The following is a 16,344-nucleotide window of genomic DNA, read 5'->3' as shown; positions in this document are numbered from 1 at the left end:
GCGGACGCTGGCCCGGCCTTGGAGACCACCGAATGTTCAAGTCGATCGTTCCCGCTCTAGCCCTCGCTCTCGCCGCCGGAACCGCCTCCGGGGCGGCGGCGCAGAACCGCATCATCGGCGCCGCGCCCTCGCCGATCGCGCAGGCGGTCTTCGTGCCGGCCGGCTCGGACATGCTCTACGTCAGCGGCCTGACGCCGGACGTGATCAACCTGGGCGCCGACGGCAAACTGCCGGCCGGGACCGCCCCGCAGTTCGGCGACACCGAAACGCAGGTCCGCTCCATCCTGAAGAAGATCGAGGCGACGCTCGTCGCCGAAGGCTTCACCTTGGGCGACGTGGTCATGATGCGCATCGTCCTCGTCGGCGACCCGGCCAAGGGCGGGGTCATGGACCGTGAAGGCATGATGAAGGCCTACCTCGAGAAATTCGCCACGCCGACGCAGCCGAAGAAGCCGGCGCGCATCACCACCCAGATCGCTGGCCTCGGCGCACCTGGAATGATGGCCGAAATCGAGGTACAGGCGGCGCGCCCGGCAAAATAGGCGGGCGTTACTCGGCTCTTTCAGGGCGCATCGGCATGATCAGAAACGGACCACACCTCAAGCAAGCCCGCGAGGCGCTCGGCTGGACGCCAAGTGAACTCGCCAGGGCGCTCAGGCTCGCCGGCGGCGACGGCCAGGGCGTGAAGCGGGTGCTGGAAATGGAATCCGGCCGGCGCGACATCTCGGGGCCCGTGACCGTAGCCGTGGAGTCCTTTCTCCACGGCTACGCTCCCGTCGGCTTCCAGCGCGACGATGAGGTTACGGCCGAAGACGCCGGACGGGGCGATGACGCCCGCTGAGGCGGAAGCGATCATCCTCTCCTTCCCGGGCGTCGAACCGGGGCTGAGTTGGAACACGCCCTCCTTCAAGGCCTTCGGCAAATTCTTCACGCGCCTCCGGGACGAGGACGCCAGCCTCGTGCTGCAGGCCGTCGGCCGAGACGAACGCGAGATGCTGATTGAGGCCGAGCCTCAAACCTTCCACCTCACCGACCACTACCGGAACTTCCCGATCGTCCTGGCGCGAATGGAGAGCCTCGACCCAGGATCGCTGCGGGCGTTTCTGGAACGTCGCTGGCGCCAACTCGCGCCGAAGAAGGCGGTGAAGGCTTGGGACGCCGCGCGCGACACGCCTGGGGATGACGGCGGAGGGGAACCCCTCTAGCTTCCGCGCGAGTTTCCGGAGGGACCATGGCCTATCGGTCGATGCGCGAGTTCATGGATCGGCTGGAAGCCGCCGGCGAGCTGGTCCGCGTCAGCGAGCCCGTCTCTTCGGTGCTGGAGATGACGGAGATCTGCCGCCGTCTCCTGGCCAACGGCGGCCCTGCCGTTCTCTTCGAACATGTGATCCGCGCCGACGGCGAGCGCTCCTCCATGCCCTGCCTGGCCAATCTGTTTGGGACGGTGAAGCGCGTGGCCATGGGCGTCACTCTGGAGGGTCGCGAGCGCTCGACGCCTGAAGATCTGCGCGAAGTGGGCGAACTCCTGGCCTTCCTGCGCGCGCCCCAACCGCCGCGTGGCCTCAAGGACGCGCTGGGCATGTTGCCGCTGGCGAAGACAGTGATGGCCATGCGTCCGCAGATCGTCGGCGCCGCCCCTGTGCAAGAGATCGTCTGGACTGACGACCAGATTGATCTGTCCAAGCTGCCGATCCAGACGTGCTGGCCCGGCGAGCCCGCGCCGCTAATCACTTGGCCGCTGGTGGTGACGAAGGGGCCGGGCGCGACCTCGGAGGACGACTACAACCTCGGCATCTACCGCATGCAGGTCCTTGGCCGCGACCGCACCGTCATGCGCTGGCTCGCCCACCGCGGCGGCGCACAGCACCACCGTCGCTGGAAGGCGCAGGGCAAGCGTGAGCCCTTGCCTGCCTGCGCCGTGATCGGCGCGGACCCGGGCACCATCCTGGCCGCTGTGACGCCCGTGCCGGAGACCTTGTCTGAATACCAGTTCGCCGGCCTGATGCGCGGCGCAAAGATCGAACTCGTACAGGCCAAGACGGTGCCGCTTCTTGTGCCCGCCAACGCCGAAATCGTCATCGAAGGTCATGTCCTGCTGGACGAGTACGCCGATGAGGGGCCCTACGGCGACCACACGGGCTACTACAATTCCGTCGAGCGGTTCCCGGTGTTCCAGGTGAGCGCCATCACCATGCGGCGCAATCCAATCTACCTGACCACCTTCACCGGGCGGCCGCCGGATGAGCCCTCAGTGCTGGGTGAAGCCCTTAACGAGGTGTTCATCCCCCTGCTGCGTCAGCAGTTCCCGGAAATCATCGACTTCTGGCTCCCGCCGGAGGGCTGCTCCTACCGGATCGCGGTGGTGTCGATGAAGAAGGCCTACCCCGGCCACGCCAAGCGCGTGATGATGGGCGTCTGGAGCTACCTTCGCCAGTTCATGTACACCAAGTGGGTGATCGTCGTGGACGACGACATCAATGCCCGGGACTGGAAAGACGTCATGTGGGCCATGTCCACGCGGATGGATCCCGCCCGCGACATCACCCTGGTCGAAGGCACCCCCATCGACTACCTCGACTTCGCCTCGCCGGAGAGCGGCCTGGGGTCGAAAATCGGCCTGGACGCCACCAACAAATGGCCCCCCGAGACCAAGCGCGAATGGGGCGAAAAGCTCGGCATGGATCAGGCCACGGTCGATGCGGTCACGCAGATGTGGGGGCGGCTGGGCCTGCCTGGAGCCGGGGGACCGGTCGACTAGGACGCCAGTTCAAGCTTACTGTCAGGCTTTGGCACGTCAGGTCCGGCGGGGGAGCCCAAATGGACATCACCACCGCCGCGCGCGCCGCAGCCTTCTGGTCGGGGCTGCACCTCCTGCTGTTGCTGGTCTTGTCCGTGCAGGCCGTCCGGCAGCGCCGCCGGTTCCAGATTGCTCTGGGAGAGCAGGGACCGTCGGAGATGACCCAGGCCATACGCGCCTTCGGCAACGCCGCCGAATATGTCCCGGCCGGTGTCGTGGCGATGCTGGTCCTGGTCATCGCGGGCGCTCCGGCTGCGCTCGTCCACCTGGCCGGATTTAGCCTCTTCGCGGGTCGGGTCGCCCATGCGGTGGGCCTGCTGCGGAACGGCGGCGCATCGGCTCTGCGTTCCGTGGGCATGTTGATGACCTGGCTGTCTTACCTCGGCGCCGCGGTCAGCCTGCTCTTCTTCGCAATTCCGTGAGGCGCAAGCCGCGCGCGCAGCTTGTGCCGCTCATGGGCCTCGGCCATATGGCCTCCTATGGATGAAAACCTCCTGCAAGATGTCGTCGCCGCCGCGCTGAGGGCCGGCGCCGACGCGGCTGAAGCTGTCGGCGCCGAGCGCGGCGCTCTTTCGGTCTCGGTCCGTCTCGGCGACCTGGAAGAGGTCGAGCGCGAGGAATCCCGCGACCTCGGCCTGCGGGTCTTCGTCGGCCGCCGCCAGGCCAGCGTCTCCGGTTCGGACGTGTCGCCTCACGCGCGCGCCAAGCTGGTGGAACGCTGCGTCGCCATGGCGCGCCTTGCGCCGGAAGATCCCTTCGCGGGCCTCGCCGAGCCGGAGCGCCTAATTCAAGGTCCCGGCCCTGAGCTCGACCTCTTCGATCCCGCCGAACCCTCCGCCGAAATTCTTGAGGCCCGCGCCCGCGAAGCCGAGGCCGCCGCCCGCGCGGTCGATGGCGTCACCAACTCCGATGGCGGCTCGGCCTCCTGGTCGTCGTCGCAGTGGCGCATGGTGACCAGCCACGGCTTCTCAGGCCTCTACCGCGCCTCGGGCTTCTCGCTGGGCGCCTCTGCGATCGCCGGCGACGCCGACGGCATGGAAAGCGGCTACGACGGCCGCTCCGCACGTTGGCAGGTCGATCTGCCGGCGGCTGAATCCATCGGCCTGGAAGCGGGTCGGCGCGCCGTCAGCCGGCTCGGCGCCCGCAAGATCGAATCGACAACCGCTCCGGTCATCTTTGAAAACCGTCTGGCGACGTCGCTGCTCAGCCCGCTGATCGGTGCGATAAACGGGGCGGCGATCGCCCGCGGCACCTCGTTCCTGAAAGACAAGCTGGGCGAGCAGCTGTTCGCCAAGGGCGTCTCGATCATCGACGACCCGCATCGTCTGAGGGGCCTTGGCTCCTCGCCCTTCGACGACGAAGGCGTCGCCAATCGCCGAACGGCTATTATCGACGACGGCGTGCTGACCACCTGGCTGCTCAACAGCGCCACCGCGCGGCAGCTCGGCATGGGCACCACCGGCCACGCCTCGCGCGGTCTGGCCGGCCCGCCTGGGGTCTCGACCTCGAACCTGACTCTCACACCTGGCGATCACAGCCTGGCGGCGTTGATGGGCGACGCCGGCGCCGGCCTGCTGGTCACCTCGATGTTCGGCCCCTCGCTCAATGGCAACACTGGCGACTGGTCAGTGGGCTGTTCAGGCTTTTGGTTCGAGGGCGGCGTGATCGCCTATCCGGTGGCCGAGATCACCGTGGCCGGCAACCTGAAGGACATGTACGCCCGGCTGGTCCCGGGCGCGGACCTGGAAATCCGCGGGTCGTCCAACTCGCCCTCGCTGCTCGTCGACGCCCTCGCCATAGCCGGCCGCTGAGCATCTTGAGCCAGGCGGACCTCGATCTTCTCCTCGACGCCGCCCGGGAAGCCGGCGAACTGGCCGCGGCCCTGCGCCGCAAGGGGCTCGAGATCGCCTACAAGCCCGGCGATAACACCCCCGTCACCAACGCCGACCTGGCCGCCGACGCCCTTCTGACAGAGCGCCTTCGCACCGCCCGGCCCGAATATGGATGGCTCTCCGAAGAGACAGCGGACGATCCGGATAGGCTGTCACGCCAGCACCTGTTCGTCGTCGACCCGGTGGATGGGACACGCGCCTTCCTCAACGACCGGCCGTGGTGGGCGGTGTCGGTGGCGGTGGTCGATGGCCACCGGCCGAGCGCCGGCGTCGTCTTCGCGCCGCAGCTGGAGCAGGTCTATGCAGCGACGGCTGGCGGCGGCGCCACGTTGAACGGTGCGGCGATCACGCCCAGCACGGTGCGCGTGTTGGAAGACTGCGCCTTTGTCGCCGATCCAAGGATGTTGGGTCACCCTTCATGGCCCGAGCCCTGGCCAGAGATGCGTGTCGAGCAGCGCAACTCGACAGCCCTGCGCATCTGTCTCGTGGCGGCCGGCGCTGCGGACGCCACCCTGGCCCTGGCGGCAAAGCACGACTGGGATCTCGCCGCCGCCGATCTGATCGCCTCGGAAGCCGGCTGCGTGGTCGGCGACCATCTCGGGCGTGGCTTTCGCTATAATGGCCCCCTGCCCTTCCAGCCCAGCCTGCTGTGCGCGACGCCGGAACTCGCGCCCTTGATCCGCGCCCGCGTCCGGCATATCGCCCTGTAGCCCTTCACCTAACGCGTTCTGGAGCCCACATGGCCGATCAACAACTGCTTCACCTCGTCATCGGCGGCGAAATGGCCGACCTGGCCGGAGCGCAGTTCAAGGACATCAAGAAGATCGATCTGGTCGGCGCCTATGGCAGCTATGCCGAAGCCGAAAAGGTCTGGCGCGAAAAGGCGCAGTCCACGGTCGACAACGCATTGATGCGTTATTTTATCATCCACGCGCACAAGCTGATCACGCCAAGCGCGGCCTGATCGCTCACAACTCTGGGCGTCTTCCCCGACCGTCGGAGATGACCCTTGAAATCAGACGTGCACCAGCACCGACTTGATGTTCACGAACTCCCGGATGCCGAAGACCGAGACCTCGCGGCCATAGCCTGAGTGCTTCACGCCGCCAAAGGGCAGGCGCGAGTCTGAGCGAACGTTCTGGTTCACGAAGCTCATGCCGGCCTCCAGTTCGTCGCTGGCGATCCGTTCGCCGCGGACAGGATCGCGGGTGACGACCCCGGAGCCCAGGCCAAAGGACGAAGCGTTGGCGATGCGAATCGCCTCCGCCTCGTCGGCGGCTTCGATGATCGCCGCCACGGGCCCGAAGACCTCTTCCTCATAGGCCGCCATGCCGGGGCCGACGTCGCTCAGTACGGTCGCAGGATACCAGGCGCCTGGCCGGTCAGGCGCGACCCCGCCGGTCACCAGTCGCGCTCCGGCCGCGAGACTCCGGGTCACCTGATCATGCACGCCATCCCGGGCGCCGATGCTTTCCAAAGGCCCCAGCTTGGTCTCTGGATCCTTCGGATCGCCCATGACGAAGGCGTCCATCCTCGCCTTCAGCGCCTGTTCGAAAGCGCTCTTCAGGCCGGGGCCGACGATGAAGCGCTTGCCGGCGATGCAGCTTTGGCCGCCGTTGACCATCCGCGCGGTCGCCGCCACCTCGGCTGCCTGCTCGATATCGGCGTCATCCAGGATCAGGTACGCGTCAGCGCCGCCCAGCTCCAGCACACACTTCTTAAGCGCGGCGCCTGCGCGCTGGGCGACTTGTCGGCCAGCCTCGACGCTGCCCGTCAGGCTGACAGCGGCGATCGCGTCGTCGTCGATCAGCGGGGCGACCTGCGACCCCGCGATCAGCACCGTGCGGAAGACGTCCGCCGGAAAGCCCGCCTCCCGGAACACGTCCTCGATGGCGAGCGCGCAGCCCGGCACGTTGGAAGCATGTTTCAACACCGCGGTGTTTCCGGCCATCAGCGTCGGCGCGGCGAAGCGGAAGACCTGCCAGAAGGGGAAATTCCACGGCATCACGGCCAGGATGGTCCCGAGCGGACGGTAGACGATCTTGGCCTTCGGCCCGCCCATGTCGACGGACTGGTCGGCCAGGAAGGCCTCCGCGTGTTCGGCGTAGTAGTCGCAATTGACGGCGCACTTCTCAATTTCCGCACGGCCTTCGGTCAGAGTCTTGCCCATCTCCGCCGTCATCAGGGCGCAGAGATCGTCGCTGCGGCGCCGAAGGACGGCGGCGGCGGCCCGCATCAGATGGCTGCGCTCAGCGAAGGATGTCCGGCGCCAGCTCGCGAAGGCGGCGTGAGCTTGGCGGGCGATGTTCAGCGCTTCGTCAGGGCCATGACCGGCGTAGGATCGGCCCGGTTCGCCGGTGGCGGGGTCCACGGTTTGGAAAGTCCTGGTCATGCCCTTGTCTCCTCTGCGGCCGAGCTTAAGTTCCCACCACACTTAGGCGTTCCCGAGGAAACATCATGGCCAGTCCCGTAGATACCGTTCCCGTAAACCGGATCGACGGCGCGCCGTCGAGCCTTGGCGATTTCGCCGGCCAGGTGCGCCTGGTGGTCAATGTCGCCTCCAAGTGCGGCCTGACCCCGCAGTACGAGGGCCTCGAGAGCCTGCAGAAGACCTATAGCGACAAGGGCTTCGCCGTCCTGGGTTTCCCGGCCAACAACTTCGGCGGCCAGGAGCCGGGGACGAATGAAGAGATCGTCGAGTTCTGCACCACCAACTTCGGAGTCGACTTTCCGATGTTCGAAAAGATCTCGGTGACCGGCGAAGACAAGCATCCGCTCTACCAGGCGCTCACGGCCGCCCAGCCCGAAGCCAGCGGCGGCGGCGCGCTTCGCGAACGCTTCGCCGCCGCCGGCCGCCTGCCGGCGGACTCGGCCGACGTCCTGTGGAATTTCGAGAAGTTTCTGGTCGGCAAGAACGGCGACGTTGTCGCCCGCTTCGCGCCTGACGTGAAGCCTGAGGATCCGATCGTGACCGCGGCGATCGAGGCCGAACTGGCCCGCTAGTCCTAGGGCGCAAAGGCGCTGATCAGCGCCTTCAGCTCCGGCTCGTCGACGCGCTCTGCGGCGTCGGCGAGCGACGCCCATAGCCGGTCGCGTTGGCCGATCTCCGGCCAGGTCTCGGCTTCGGCCTCGACCTTGAGGGCGAAGACGGACACCCGCACCCGCTGCAGTCGTCCGGAACTCAGCCGCTTGTCATAGTGAAACGCCCCTAGCGGCTTCTTGGCTGTCTGGCCGCTCACCCCGGCCTCCTCGAAGGCCTCGCGCGCCGCGGCGGCGGCCGAAGTCTTGCCCTTCATCGGCCACCCCTTCGGAATCACCCAGCGCCGCGTCTCGCGCGAGGTGATCAGCAAGATTTCGAGAACGCCGTCCCCGCCCCGCCGCCAAGGCAGGGCGGCGTATTGCGCTCGAGGCTCTCTATCGACCTCGGCCCTGACAATCTCGGGCTTGCGCACGATTATCCGACCGTCAGGTCGAGCAGACGGGCCAGCCAATAGAAGGCCGCGCCCATGGCTGCCGCGGCCGGCATGGTGATCACCCAAGCCCAGACGATGCCGGTGGCGAGGTTCCAGCGCACCGCCGAGACGCGGCGCGCGGCGCCGACACCGACGATTGCGCCTGTGATGGTGTGCGTGGTTGAAACGGGCACGCCCAGGTGCGTGGCCAGAAACAAAGTGATCGCGCCGCCGGTCTCTGCGCAGAACCCCTGCTGCGGCGACAATCTTGTGATCTTGCTGCCCATGGTGTGGACGATACGCCACCCGCCCATCAAGGTTCCCAGCGCCATGGCGGTCTGGCAGGAAAGCACCACCCATAGCGGCACGTGGAAGGTCGGGCCCGAAAGCCCGTGGGCGTAGAGCAGGACGGCGATGATCCCCATGGTCTTCTGGGCGTCGTTGCCGCCGTGGCCCAGCGAATAGAGCGAGGCCGACACGAATTGCAGCTTGCGGAAAACACCATCGGCCATCGACGGCGTCGCACGGACGAAAAGCCAGGCCACCAGCAGCGACAAGGCCATAGCCAAGGTCAGACCGATGGCCGGCGATACGACGATGCCCGCGGCGGTTTTGGCTACGCCGCTCCAGACGACGGGATCAAGTCCGGCCTTGGAGACGCCGGCGCCCAAAAGGCCGCCGATCAAGGCGTGCGACGACGACGACGGGATGCCGGCCAGCCAGGTGACGACGTTCCAGGTGATGGCGCCGCCCAAGGCGCCGAAGATGACCGCGTCGCTGATAATCTCCGGATGCAGGATGCCTTTGCCGACCGTGTTGGCCACATGCAGGCCAAAGAAGAGGAAGGCGATGAAGTTGAAGAACGCAGCCCAGATCACCGCGTACTTGGCCGACAGCACGCGCGTCGAGACGATGGTGGCGATCGAATTGGCCGCGTCGTGCAGACCGTTCAGGAAGTCGAACAGCAAGGCGAAGGCGACCAGAAAGATCAGCAGGGCAAAGCCCATGTCCATGGTGGGCGCAGCCTCTAGAGGTGCTCGATCAGCACGGCGCTGATCCGGTTGGCCACGTCCTCGAAGCGGTCGACGACGCGCTCCAGATGATCATAGATCTGGGAGCTTGTGATGAACTCGATCGGCTCGGCCCGGGCCGGCCCGTGGAACAGGGCCGACATCCCGACATCATAGAGCTGGTCAGAATCCTCCTCCAGCCGGGTCACTTCCTCGCTGATGGCGTTGAGCCGCGCAGCATTGGCGCGCAGCGATCGCAGAAGAGGGGCGGCTTCAGCCGTCAAGTCGGCCGTGCGGACAATGACATCGCCCATGGTCGCCATGTCCGGCGCAAATTCGGTCTTGCCGAACAGGATCACGGCCTTGGCGGTCTTGTGCATCTGGTCGATGGCGTCATCCATCGAGGTGATCAGGTCACGAATGTCGCTGCGGTCGAAGGGTGTGATGAAGGTCCGGCGCACGGCGAGCAACACTTGGCGCGTGATCTCGTCGGCCTCGTTCTCCAGGCGCGCCACCTCTGCGCACCGCGCCGCGGTGTCAGGGCCGCCCTCGAGCACCGCGCGCAAGGCGCGCGCGCCCTGCACAAGCACGGCGGCGTGCGCCTCGAACATGTCGAAGAAGCGCTCTTCCTTCGGCATGAGCGCCTGGAACCAGTTCAGCATGCGGCCCCCGCCTTGCTTATCATCCGTCAGCGGAGCGTTAGGCTTCACGTGTCGAAGTGTAAACCTGGAAGCCGCCGTGCGCATCCGATAGGTCGGGAGCCATGACCGCCGCGCACCTGCTCATCGCCGTCGACTTCAACGCCACCTACAGCTGCGCCGGCTTCGCCTTCGTGCGTCTGGCGGCCCCGCCGGTGGGCAGCGCTGGCGGACAGCGTCGGGCCACGCCCTGGACGGCGGCCATCCACGCCCTGACAGCGGCCCTCGCCGAACCCGGTCCGGCGACGATCGTCACAGCCAACGCCAAGGTCGCGACCTTGGTCGTGGCCCTCCGCGCAAGCGCAGTTCCCGACGGCCTGACGCCGGCCGAAGCCCGGGCCTGGGAGGGCTTGGTCAAGGCCGCCGCGGGTCGGGCGCTGGGCTATGCGCCCGCAAAGGCTGACCCCGGAACGCCCGCGGCCTTCTGCGCCGCCTGGGCCGAGCTCGCCAGCGAGCGGGCCAAGTCCAAAGGCGATTTCATCGCCGCTATCCCTAAGCCCAACCTCGCGCGGCTTGCCGGCGTCTAACCGCCGCCATAGCCTCGGCGGGCACGCCCAGGAGGCCGTCCATGCGTTTCGCCGCCACGATCGTCTGCTTCGTCCTGGCCATGGCCGGCGCCGCGAGCGCTGCGCCGCCCCCTTCGCCCGCCGCCCTTGCTGAAGTCGACCGCATCTTCGCCGACTGGGCTCAGGCCTCGCACGTTCCGGGCCTCGTCTACGGCGTCGTCGCCGGCGGCGAGCTGGTCGCAGTGAAGGGCCAGGGCGTGCAGGATATCGAGGCGCGGGCGCCGGTCACCCCCGACAGCCTCTTCCGTATCGCCTCCATGTCGAAAGCCTTCACGGCGCTGGCGATCCTCAAGCTGCGCGACGAGGGCAAGATCAGCCTCGACGCACCGGCCGAGACCTATGTGCCCGAATTGAAGGGCTGGACCTATCCAACCCGGGACAGCCCGAAGATCACCGTGCGCAACCTGCTCAGCCATTCCGCCGGATTCGTCGAGGACAATCCCTGGGGGGACCGGCAACAGGTGCTGACCGAGGCGGAGTTCAGCCGCCTGCTGCGCGACGGCGTTGATTTCGCCCGCACTCCGGGCCTCGGCATGGAATATTCCAACTTCGGCTACGCCCTGCTCGGCCGGATCATCAGCAACGTCGCCGGCGTTCGTTACCAGGACTACATCCGCCGCCAGATCATGGCGCCGTTGGGTATGGCCGCCACCACCTACGACGTCCTCGCCTCGCCGGCTGAGCAGCGCGCCATCGGCTATCGCTGGGGCGACAATCAATGGCTGCGCGAACCCGATATGAAAGACGGCGCCTTCGGGGCCATGGGCGGGGTCGAGACTTCGGCCAAGGACTATGCGCGATGGGTGGCCTTCCTGCTGGCGGCCTGGCCAGCCCGTAACGATCCTGAGGCCGGGCCCGTGCGGCGCGCCACGGTCCGTGAGATCGTCACCGGCGCTAATTTTCCAGCTGGCGTAGCGCGCCCTGCCGCCATTGGCGGCGCGCCCTGCCGGCAGGCCGTGACCTACGGCATGGGCTGGCGTGTCATTGAGGACTGCGACCTCGGCCGGGTGGTGAGCCATACAGGGGGGTATCCAGGCTATGGCTCCGTGGTCATGCTGTTGCCTGACTTAGGCGTCGGCCTCTTCGCCTTCACCAGCAGGACCTATGGCGGAGCCTCCTTGCCAGCCTTTCGCGCCGCCCTGGCGTTGAACCGGGCGGGCTATCTTGTCTCGCCACCGGCCACGGTGTCGCCTGGTCTGACACAAGCCTACGCCCTCGCCCGCGTAGTCTGGATTGAGGGCGAGATCACCGCTGCGCCGCTGGCGAACAACGTCCTGATGGACCAGGACGCCGACGCCTGGCGCAAGAGCCTGGCGCGCCTCAAGGCGGAAGTCGGCGCCTGCGCCATGGAGGCCCCGCCCATCGCCATCTCAGCGATGGAAGGCCGCTTCACCTGGCCGTGCGAGCATGGCCGCATTGTCGGCCGGGTGCAGCGGGCGCCCACCAAGGCGCTGACGATCCAGGCGCTGGAGTTCGCGCCCCAGACGCCCTGAGGCGGAACGCAGCCTTCGCCCGGCTCGTTCAGCCGCCATGTTCCGAACGATGCGTCCGTGGATCGCCGCCGCCCTGGTTCGCAGCGGCGGCCTGCGCGCCCATGGCCGACATGGGGCTTGATCGCCGGCCGGTGTTTCTCAGCCAGCCAATCGACGCCAGCACCCGCGGCCGCCTGGCCTACGCGACCCGCACGCCGGATGACTGCGCCCAGTGGATGGCCGCCCAAGGGCTGGATTTTCGCCCCGTCGCCGACCAGACCCAGGGCGAATACTGCGTGGTCACCGGGGCCGGGACTTTGCGCGACGCCGCCGAGCAGCCTGATGCGCGCTTGTCGCCCGCGCGGCCGATGATGGCCTGCCCGCTGGCCGCGGCGCTCGCCCTCTGGCGGCGGCAATCGGTGGACCCGGCCGCCCGAGAAATTCTGGGCTCGCCTGTCCGTCAGATCGACCACCTGGGCGTCTACGCCTGTCGGACCGTCGGCCGCGTGGCGCGGCCCAGCGCCCACGCCCACGCCGCGGCCATCGATATCGCCGGCTTCCGGCTGGTCGACGGTCGCCGCGTCACCGTCGAGCGGGATTGGGCCTCAGACCCCGCCAAACAGGCCTTCCTGCGCCGAGTCCACGACGAGGCCTGCGTGCTCTTCGGCACGGTGCTGTCACCGGACTACAACGCCGACCACGCCAACCACCTTCACTTCGAAGGGACCCGCTATGGCCTCTGCCGTTAGGGGAAGCGCCAGACGCCGGCCCGCTTGACGGCCATGTCCTCCAGCTCGGTGGTGGTCTCCACCTGGTACTCCGCGAGAGGCTCCAGGCCACACCTCGGGAAATAGCTGCGTAAGGGATCGCCGATCAGCACCTCTGCGCCCGCCGCCCTGGCCGCAGCGAGCCAGGCCAACACCCGCTCGGCCACCGGCTTTTCGTAGCAGATGTCTCCGGCGAGGATGGTCGCCGCCCAGGCCGGCGCGGGAGCGTTCAGCAGATCTTCCACGGTGAACTCCACCGCAACGCCGTTCGCGGCGGCGTTCAATCCGATCGTCGCCTCGCAGAAGCTGTCGATATCAGCGCACAAGACCCTCGCCGCTCCCGCGCGCGCCGCGGCGATCCCCACGAGACCAGATCCAGAGGCGAAGTCGATGACCGCCCGGTCCGACACGATTTCCGGATGATCCAGCACGTAGCGCGCCAGCGCCTGGCCCCCAGCCCAGGCGAAGGCCCAAAACGGGGGGGCGAGACCGATCTCCTTCAGAGCCTCTTCGGTCATCCGCCAGATCGGCGTGACCTCATCGGCGAGGTGAAGCTCAAGTTCAGGCGTATGCGGCGGCCGCTGCAGTCGGGTGTTGGCCAGGATGAAGGCTTCGCGCTCGGCCCGACCGGCGCCGATCAACGCCAAAGCCCAATCGAGATCGCGAGGAAAAGGGCGAAGCCGGCGCGGATGTTCAGCTTGAACAGCGATAAGGCGACCGGGGCGCTGACCGCGGTCTTTGAGGCGAGCCGCCAGACCTGCCAGACCAAAATCAGGCCGAAGACAGCGAAGAGCCAGACGCTTGGGCCAAGCCCGGCCGTCACGCCGGCGGCGACCGCCAGGGCGAACGCCAAGGCGTAGAAGACCGCCACGCCAAGCGGCGTCGCCCTGCCCAGCCGTCGGGCCGACGATTTCACACCGATCAGGGCATCGTCCTCCAGGTCCTGAATCGCATAGATGGTGTCGTAGCCCAGCGTCCAGAACACGCCACTGGCGTAGAGCAGCAGGGCCGGCAGGCGCAGACCGTCCTCCGGGACGACGGCGACGAAACCCATCAGCGCGCCCCAGTTGAAGGTCAGGCCCAGCCAAGCCTGCGGCCACCAGGTGATCCGCTTCATGAAGGGATAGACCGCCACGAGGGCGAGCGAGGCCGCACCCAGGATGATCGCAGGCAGGCCCAACTGCAGCAGGATCGCGAGGGACAGGAGGCAGCAGACCACAATGAAGGCCAGGGCCTGGCGCACGCGGATCTGGCCCGCCGCGATGGGGCGGGCGGCGGTGCGGGCGACCTTGGCGTCGATGTCGCGGTCGATGACGTCGTTGAAGGCGCATCCGGCCGAACGCATCAGGAGCGCGCCGGCGGCGAACAGCGCTATGAGGCGGAAGTCCAGTCGTTGGCCGGACATCGCGCAAGCCAGAGCGACGCCTTGCCAGGCCGGCAGCAGCAGCAACCAGACGCCCACCGGTCGGTCGAGCCGCGCGAGCTTGAGCCAGGGCTTCAACGCCTCGGGCGCAAATCGGTCGACCCAGTTGGCGCGGGCGGCGTCAGGGAGCGGTGCGGGCGGCGTCGTCATGGTTGGCGGCTTAGCAGATCGCGCGACAGCCTCGAAGGCGCGAGCTTGACCGAACGCAGGTCGGCGCTTAGCCTTTGCATCTCCAGCCACGCCAGCCGCAAGGGAGGGGCCGTGATCACCATCAAGCACCGTCTTTCCCCGCCCGTCCTGGCGCCTACGCCGGCATATGCCGGCTCGCCGCTTAAGGTCGCCGCCTAGGCCGAGCGGCTCCGGCGCGCATCGCGCGTCCGCCCAACTTCCCGTCGTCGTGACGCCCCCCGCGTGGGTGCGCGCGCGTTCCTAATCACCGGCCTGCGGCCTCGCCGCCGGCCGTTCCCGTTGAGACTGTTATGAGCGACGCCATCGACGAGGACGATCGTCCTCGCAGCCTGTCGAACCTCCAGGTCCTGCGATTTATCGCCGGCTTCTGGATGCGCCGGCCTTGGCTATTCTGGATCTCCATCGTGCTGACGGTGGTGTCGATCGGCTTTGACTTGGCCGTGCCTTGGGCGGCCGGTCGGCTGATGGACGCCGTCTCGGCGGGCCCTGGCGCCGCGGGCCTCGCCTGGTCGGCGTGGCTGGCCTACGTCGGCGTGTTCCTGGCCTTCCAGCTGATCCGCAACCTGTCGTTTCGCAGCTGGAACCCGCTCGCCGCGCGTTCGATGAAGGAGCTGACCGACGAGGGCTTCGCCCGCGTGCAGAGCTTCTCTTCGGACTGGCACGCCAACACCTTCGCCGGCGCGACCGTGCGCCGGCTGTCGCGCGCCATGTGGGGCTATGATCAGGTCTCCGACGCCGTGGTGCTGTGGCTGGGCTCGGCCCTGCTGGTGCTCATCGGCATGACCGTGATGATGACCCTGCGCTGGCCGCTGGTCGGCCTGTTCTCCGGGGCGACGGTGATCCTCTACGTCGCCTCGAACCTCTATCTGGCGAAGGTCTATGTTCGGCCGGCGAACCTCCAGTCAGTGGCGCTTGATTCCGCTATCGGCGGCGCCCTGGCTGACGCCATCTCCGCCAACGCCACGGTCAAGGCCTTCGGCGCTGAGCCGGGCGAGGAACGACGGATCGCCGCGATCACCGCTGACTGGCGCCTGCACACCCTGCGCACCTGGAACCGGTTCATCGACGTCTGGCTGTTACAGAACCTGATCCTGGTCGGGTTGCAGGCGGGCCTGAGCGGCCTGTTGCTGCGCCTGTGGGCGCGGGGCGAGGCGAGCGCTGGCGACGTCACCTTCGCCATCACCGCCTTCATGCTGATGAGCGGCTATCTGCGCAACATCGGCGAGAACGTGCGCCAGATGCAGAAGGGCCTGGATGACGCTCAGGATGCGGCCGCATACGCCCGCACTGCGCCCGAGGTCGCCGACGCCGAAGGCGCGCCGGCCTTCCAGGCAGGATCCGGCATGGTTGTCTTCGACCGTGTCACCTTCGGCTACAAGGCCGCCGGAACGCCGCTTTACGAGGACTTCTCGCTGGTCATAGCGCCGGGCGAGCGGGTGGCGCTGGTCGGGCCGACAGGCGCGGGCAAGTCAACCTTCGTCAAACTCATCCAGCGACTCTACGACCTGGACAGCGGCCGGATCCTGATCGACGGACAGGACGTCGCGCACGTGGAGCAACGCTCCCTGCGCCGCGCCATTGCGCTCGTGCCGCAGGACCCGGCCCTCTTCCACCGGACGATCGCCGAGAACATCCGCTACGCCCGGCCCGATGCAAGCGACGAAGCCGTGCGCGACGCCGCCCGCCGCGCCCGGGCCGACGGTTTCATCGCCCGCCTGCCCGCCGGCTACGACACGCTGGTGGGAGAGCGCGGCGTGAAGTTGTCCGGCGGCGAACGTCAACGTGTGGCCATCGCCCGGGCCATCCTGGCGGATGCGCCGATCCTGGTCTTGGACGAGGCCACCTCGTCGCTCGACGTTGAAACCGAGCGGCAGGTCCAGGACGCTATGGATGAGCTGATGGCGGGCCGCACGACCATCGTGATCGCCCATCGGCTCTCGACGATCCGCGGCGCGGACCGGATCTTGGTGTTCGACCAGGGCCGGGTCGTCGAGGACGGCCGTCACGCCGAGTTGGTCGCAAAGCGCGGCGCCTACGCGCGGCTCAACGCCTTGGCGACGGGCTGAGGCGAGCGGTCG

Annotated in this window: 19 protein-coding genes; 13 read left to right on the top strand and 6 right to left on the bottom strand. The window is 67.7% G+C overall.

Features of this window, described 5'->3' with window-relative positions:
* Positions 1-32: 32 nt before the first annotated feature.
* From BN1313_RS04000 to BN1313_RS03965, 8 genes are read left to right on the top strand one after another with little or no spacing between them, the layout of a single operon-like run.
* Complete coding sequence (locus tag BN1313_RS04000) at positions 33-542, top strand: Rid family hydrolase (RefSeq protein WP_176695879.1); 510 nt, start codon at positions 33-35, stop codon at positions 540-542.
* A gap of 35 nt (positions 543-577) precedes the next feature.
* Entirely contained in the window at positions 578-841 is a 264-nt protein-coding gene (locus tag BN1313_RS03995) for a helix-turn-helix domain-containing protein (protein ID WP_091736837.1), read from the top strand.
* On the top strand, positions 828-1,205 hold the full coding sequence (locus tag BN1313_RS03990) for an MmcQ/YjbR family DNA-binding protein (protein ID WP_091736836.1): 378 nt from the start codon (positions 828-830) through the stop codon (positions 1,203-1,205). Before BN1313_RS03995 ends, BN1313_RS03990 begins: the two co-directional genes overlap by 14 nt.
* Positions 1,206-1,231: 26 nt before the next feature.
* On the top strand, positions 1,232-2,758 hold the full coding sequence (locus BN1313_RS03985; RefSeq protein ID WP_091736835.1) for a UbiD family decarboxylase: 1,527 nt from the start codon (positions 1,232-1,234) through the stop codon (positions 2,756-2,758).
* Between the two features lie 59 nt (positions 2,759-2,817).
* Positions 2,818-3,219: an MAPEG family protein gene (locus tag BN1313_RS03980; RefSeq protein WP_091736833.1), complete on the top strand. Its 402-nt coding sequence runs from the start codon at positions 2,818-2,820 to the stop codon at positions 3,217-3,219.
* A 57-nt stretch (positions 3,220-3,276) separates the two neighbouring features.
* Complete coding sequence (locus BN1313_RS03975; RefSeq protein ID WP_091736830.1) at positions 3,277-4,608, top strand: TldD/PmbA family protein; 1,332 nt, start codon at positions 3,277-3,279, stop codon at positions 4,606-4,608.
* A gap of 5 nt (positions 4,609-4,613) precedes the next feature.
* A complete protein-coding gene (locus tag BN1313_RS03970) occupies positions 4,614-5,399 on the top strand; it encodes a 3'(2'),5'-bisphosphate nucleotidase CysQ (RefSeq protein WP_425414989.1) in 786 nt (261 codons plus the stop codon).
* Between the two features lie 29 nt (positions 5,400-5,428).
* Entirely contained in the window at positions 5,429-5,653 is a 225-nt protein-coding gene (locus BN1313_RS03965; RefSeq protein WP_091736827.1) for a DUF4170 domain-containing protein, read from the top strand.
* Between the two features lie 51 nt (positions 5,654-5,704).
* On the opposite strand, the gene BN1313_RS03960 is transcribed toward BN1313_RS03965, so the two are convergent.
* Positions 5,705-7,081 carry an NAD-dependent succinate-semialdehyde dehydrogenase gene (locus BN1313_RS03960; protein WP_091736824.1) on the bottom strand — a complete coding sequence of 459 codons (1,377 nt, stop codon included), beginning with the start codon at positions 7,079-7,081 and terminating at the stop codon, positions 5,705-5,707.
* 65 nt (positions 7,082-7,146) lie between these two features.
* Here BN1313_RS03960 and BN1313_RS03955 point away from each other — a divergent pair, with 65 nt between their 5' ends.
* On the top strand, positions 7,147-7,692 hold the full coding sequence (locus tag BN1313_RS03955; protein ID WP_091736821.1) for a glutathione peroxidase: 546 nt from the start codon (positions 7,147-7,149) through the stop codon (positions 7,690-7,692).
* A gap of 2 nt (positions 7,693-7,694) precedes the next feature.
* Here the strand turns inward: BN1313_RS03955 and BN1313_RS03950 are convergent, their stop codons facing one another.
* The 3 genes from BN1313_RS03950 to BN1313_RS03940 are packed head-to-tail and all read right to left on the bottom strand — an operon-like array spanning position 7,695 to position 9,813.
* Entirely contained in the window at positions 7,695-8,141 is a 447-nt protein-coding gene (locus BN1313_RS03950) for an NUDIX hydrolase (protein ID WP_245620082.1), read from the bottom strand.
* A gap of 2 nt (positions 8,142-8,143) precedes the next feature.
* A complete protein-coding gene (locus BN1313_RS03945) occupies positions 8,144-9,154 on the bottom strand; it encodes an inorganic phosphate transporter (protein ID WP_091736819.1) in 1,011 nt (336 codons plus the stop codon).
* A gap of 14 nt (positions 9,155-9,168) precedes the next feature.
* Positions 9,169-9,813, bottom strand: coding sequence for a DUF47 domain-containing protein (locus BN1313_RS03940; RefSeq protein WP_091736817.1), 645 nt, complete (start codon positions 9,811-9,813; stop codon positions 9,169-9,171).
* 101 nt (positions 9,814-9,914) lie between these two features.
* Here BN1313_RS03940 and BN1313_RS03935 point away from each other — a divergent pair, with 101 nt between their 5' ends.
* From BN1313_RS03935 to BN1313_RS03925, 3 genes are all read left to right on the top strand, one after another.
* Positions 9,915-10,376, top strand: a complete 462-nt coding sequence (locus BN1313_RS03935) for a hypothetical protein (RefSeq protein ID WP_091736816.1) — start codon at positions 9,915-9,917, stop codon at positions 10,374-10,376.
* Positions 10,377-10,417: 41 nt separating this feature from the next.
* Positions 10,418-11,908 (top strand): serine hydrolase domain-containing protein, encoded by a 1,491-nt coding sequence (locus BN1313_RS03930; RefSeq protein ID WP_091736808.1) that lies wholly within the window; start codon positions 10,418-10,420, stop codon positions 11,906-11,908.
* A gap of 101 nt (positions 11,909-12,009) precedes the next feature.
* Positions 12,010-12,636 (top strand): extensin family protein, encoded by a 627-nt coding sequence (locus tag BN1313_RS03925; RefSeq protein WP_091736806.1) that lies wholly within the window; start codon positions 12,010-12,012, stop codon positions 12,634-12,636.
* Here BN1313_RS03925 and BN1313_RS16820 read toward each other — a convergent pair.
* Both BN1313_RS16820 and ubiA read right to left on the bottom strand, forming a co-directional pair.
* Positions 12,633-13,295: a class I SAM-dependent methyltransferase gene (locus tag BN1313_RS16820; RefSeq protein WP_091742263.1), complete on the bottom strand. Its 663-nt coding sequence runs from the start codon at positions 13,293-13,295 to the stop codon at positions 12,633-12,635. The genes BN1313_RS03925 and BN1313_RS16820 overlap by 4 nt on opposite strands.
* Positions 13,292-14,227 (bottom strand): 4-hydroxybenzoate octaprenyltransferase, encoded by a 936-nt coding sequence (gene ubiA, locus BN1313_RS16815; RefSeq protein ID WP_091736804.1) that lies wholly within the window; start codon positions 14,225-14,227, stop codon positions 13,292-13,294. The genes BN1313_RS16820 and ubiA overlap by 4 nt, the downstream gene beginning before the upstream one ends.
* A 329-nt stretch (positions 14,228-14,556) precedes the next feature.
* Here ubiA and BN1313_RS03910 point away from each other — a divergent pair, with 329 nt between their 5' ends.
* Positions 14,557-16,332: an ABC transporter ATP-binding protein gene (locus tag BN1313_RS03910; RefSeq protein WP_091736802.1), complete on the top strand. Its 1,776-nt coding sequence runs from the start codon at positions 14,557-14,559 to the stop codon at positions 16,330-16,332.
* The last annotated feature ends 12 nt before the right edge of the window (positions 16,333-16,344 follow it).

It is taken from the genome of Phenylobacterium immobile (ATCC 35973) (assembly GCF_001375595.1).
GTDB lineage: Bacteria > Pseudomonadota > Alphaproteobacteria > Caulobacterales > Caulobacteraceae > Phenylobacterium > Phenylobacterium immobile.
Note: the sequence above shows the minus strand (reverse complement) of the source record. Positions and strands in the feature narration are given on the sequence as shown.

Excerpts from the sequence above, each read along its gene's own strand:
- BN1313_RS04000 (WP_176695879.1), top strand. The coding sequence starts at position 33 with ATGTTCAAGTCGATCGTTCCCGCTCTAGCCCTCGCTCTCGCCGCCGGA.
- BN1313_RS03995 (WP_091736837.1), top strand. The coding sequence starts at position 578 with ATGATCAGAAACGGACCACACCTCAAGCAAGCCCGCGAGGCGCTCGGC.
- BN1313_RS03990 (WP_091736836.1), top strand. The coding sequence starts at position 828 with ATGACGCCCGCTGAGGCGGAAGCGATCATCCTCTCCTTCCCGGGCGTC.
- BN1313_RS03985 (WP_091736835.1), top strand. The coding sequence starts at position 1,232 with ATGGCCTATCGGTCGATGCGCGAGTTCATGGATCGGCTGGAAGCCGCC.
- BN1313_RS03980 (WP_091736833.1), top strand. The coding sequence starts at position 2,818 with ATGGACATCACCACCGCCGCGCGCGCCGCAGCCTTCTGGTCGGGGCTG.
- BN1313_RS03975 (WP_091736830.1), top strand. The coding sequence starts at position 3,277 with ATGGATGAAAACCTCCTGCAAGATGTCGTCGCCGCCGCGCTGAGGGCC.
- BN1313_RS03965 (WP_091736827.1), top strand. The coding sequence starts at position 5,429 with ATGGCCGATCAACAACTGCTTCACCTCGTCATCGGCGGCGAAATGGCC.
- BN1313_RS03960 (WP_091736824.1), bottom strand. The coding sequence starts at position 7,081 with ATGACCAGGACTTTCCAAACCGTGGACCCCGCCACCGGCGAACCGGGC.
- BN1313_RS03955 (WP_091736821.1), top strand. The coding sequence starts at position 7,147 with ATGGCCAGTCCCGTAGATACCGTTCCCGTAAACCGGATCGACGGCGCG.
- BN1313_RS03945 (WP_091736819.1), bottom strand. The coding sequence starts at position 9,154 with ATGGACATGGGCTTTGCCCTGCTGATCTTTCTGGTCGCCTTCGCCTTG.
- BN1313_RS03940 (WP_091736817.1), bottom strand. The coding sequence starts at position 9,813 with ATGCTGAACTGGTTCCAGGCGCTCATGCCGAAGGAAGAGCGCTTCTTC.
- BN1313_RS03935 (WP_091736816.1), top strand. The coding sequence starts at position 9,915 with ATGACCGCCGCGCACCTGCTCATCGCCGTCGACTTCAACGCCACCTAC.
- BN1313_RS03930 (WP_091736808.1), top strand. The coding sequence starts at position 10,418 with ATGCGTTTCGCCGCCACGATCGTCTGCTTCGTCCTGGCCATGGCCGGC.
- BN1313_RS03925 (WP_091736806.1), top strand. The coding sequence starts at position 12,010 with ATGGCCGACATGGGGCTTGATCGCCGGCCGGTGTTTCTCAGCCAGCCA.
- ubiA (WP_091736804.1), bottom strand. The coding sequence starts at position 14,227 with ATGACGACGCCGCCCGCACCGCTCCCTGACGCCGCCCGCGCCAACTGG.
- BN1313_RS03910 (WP_091736802.1), top strand. The coding sequence starts at position 14,557 with ATGAGCGACGCCATCGACGAGGACGATCGTCCTCGCAGCCTGTCGAAC.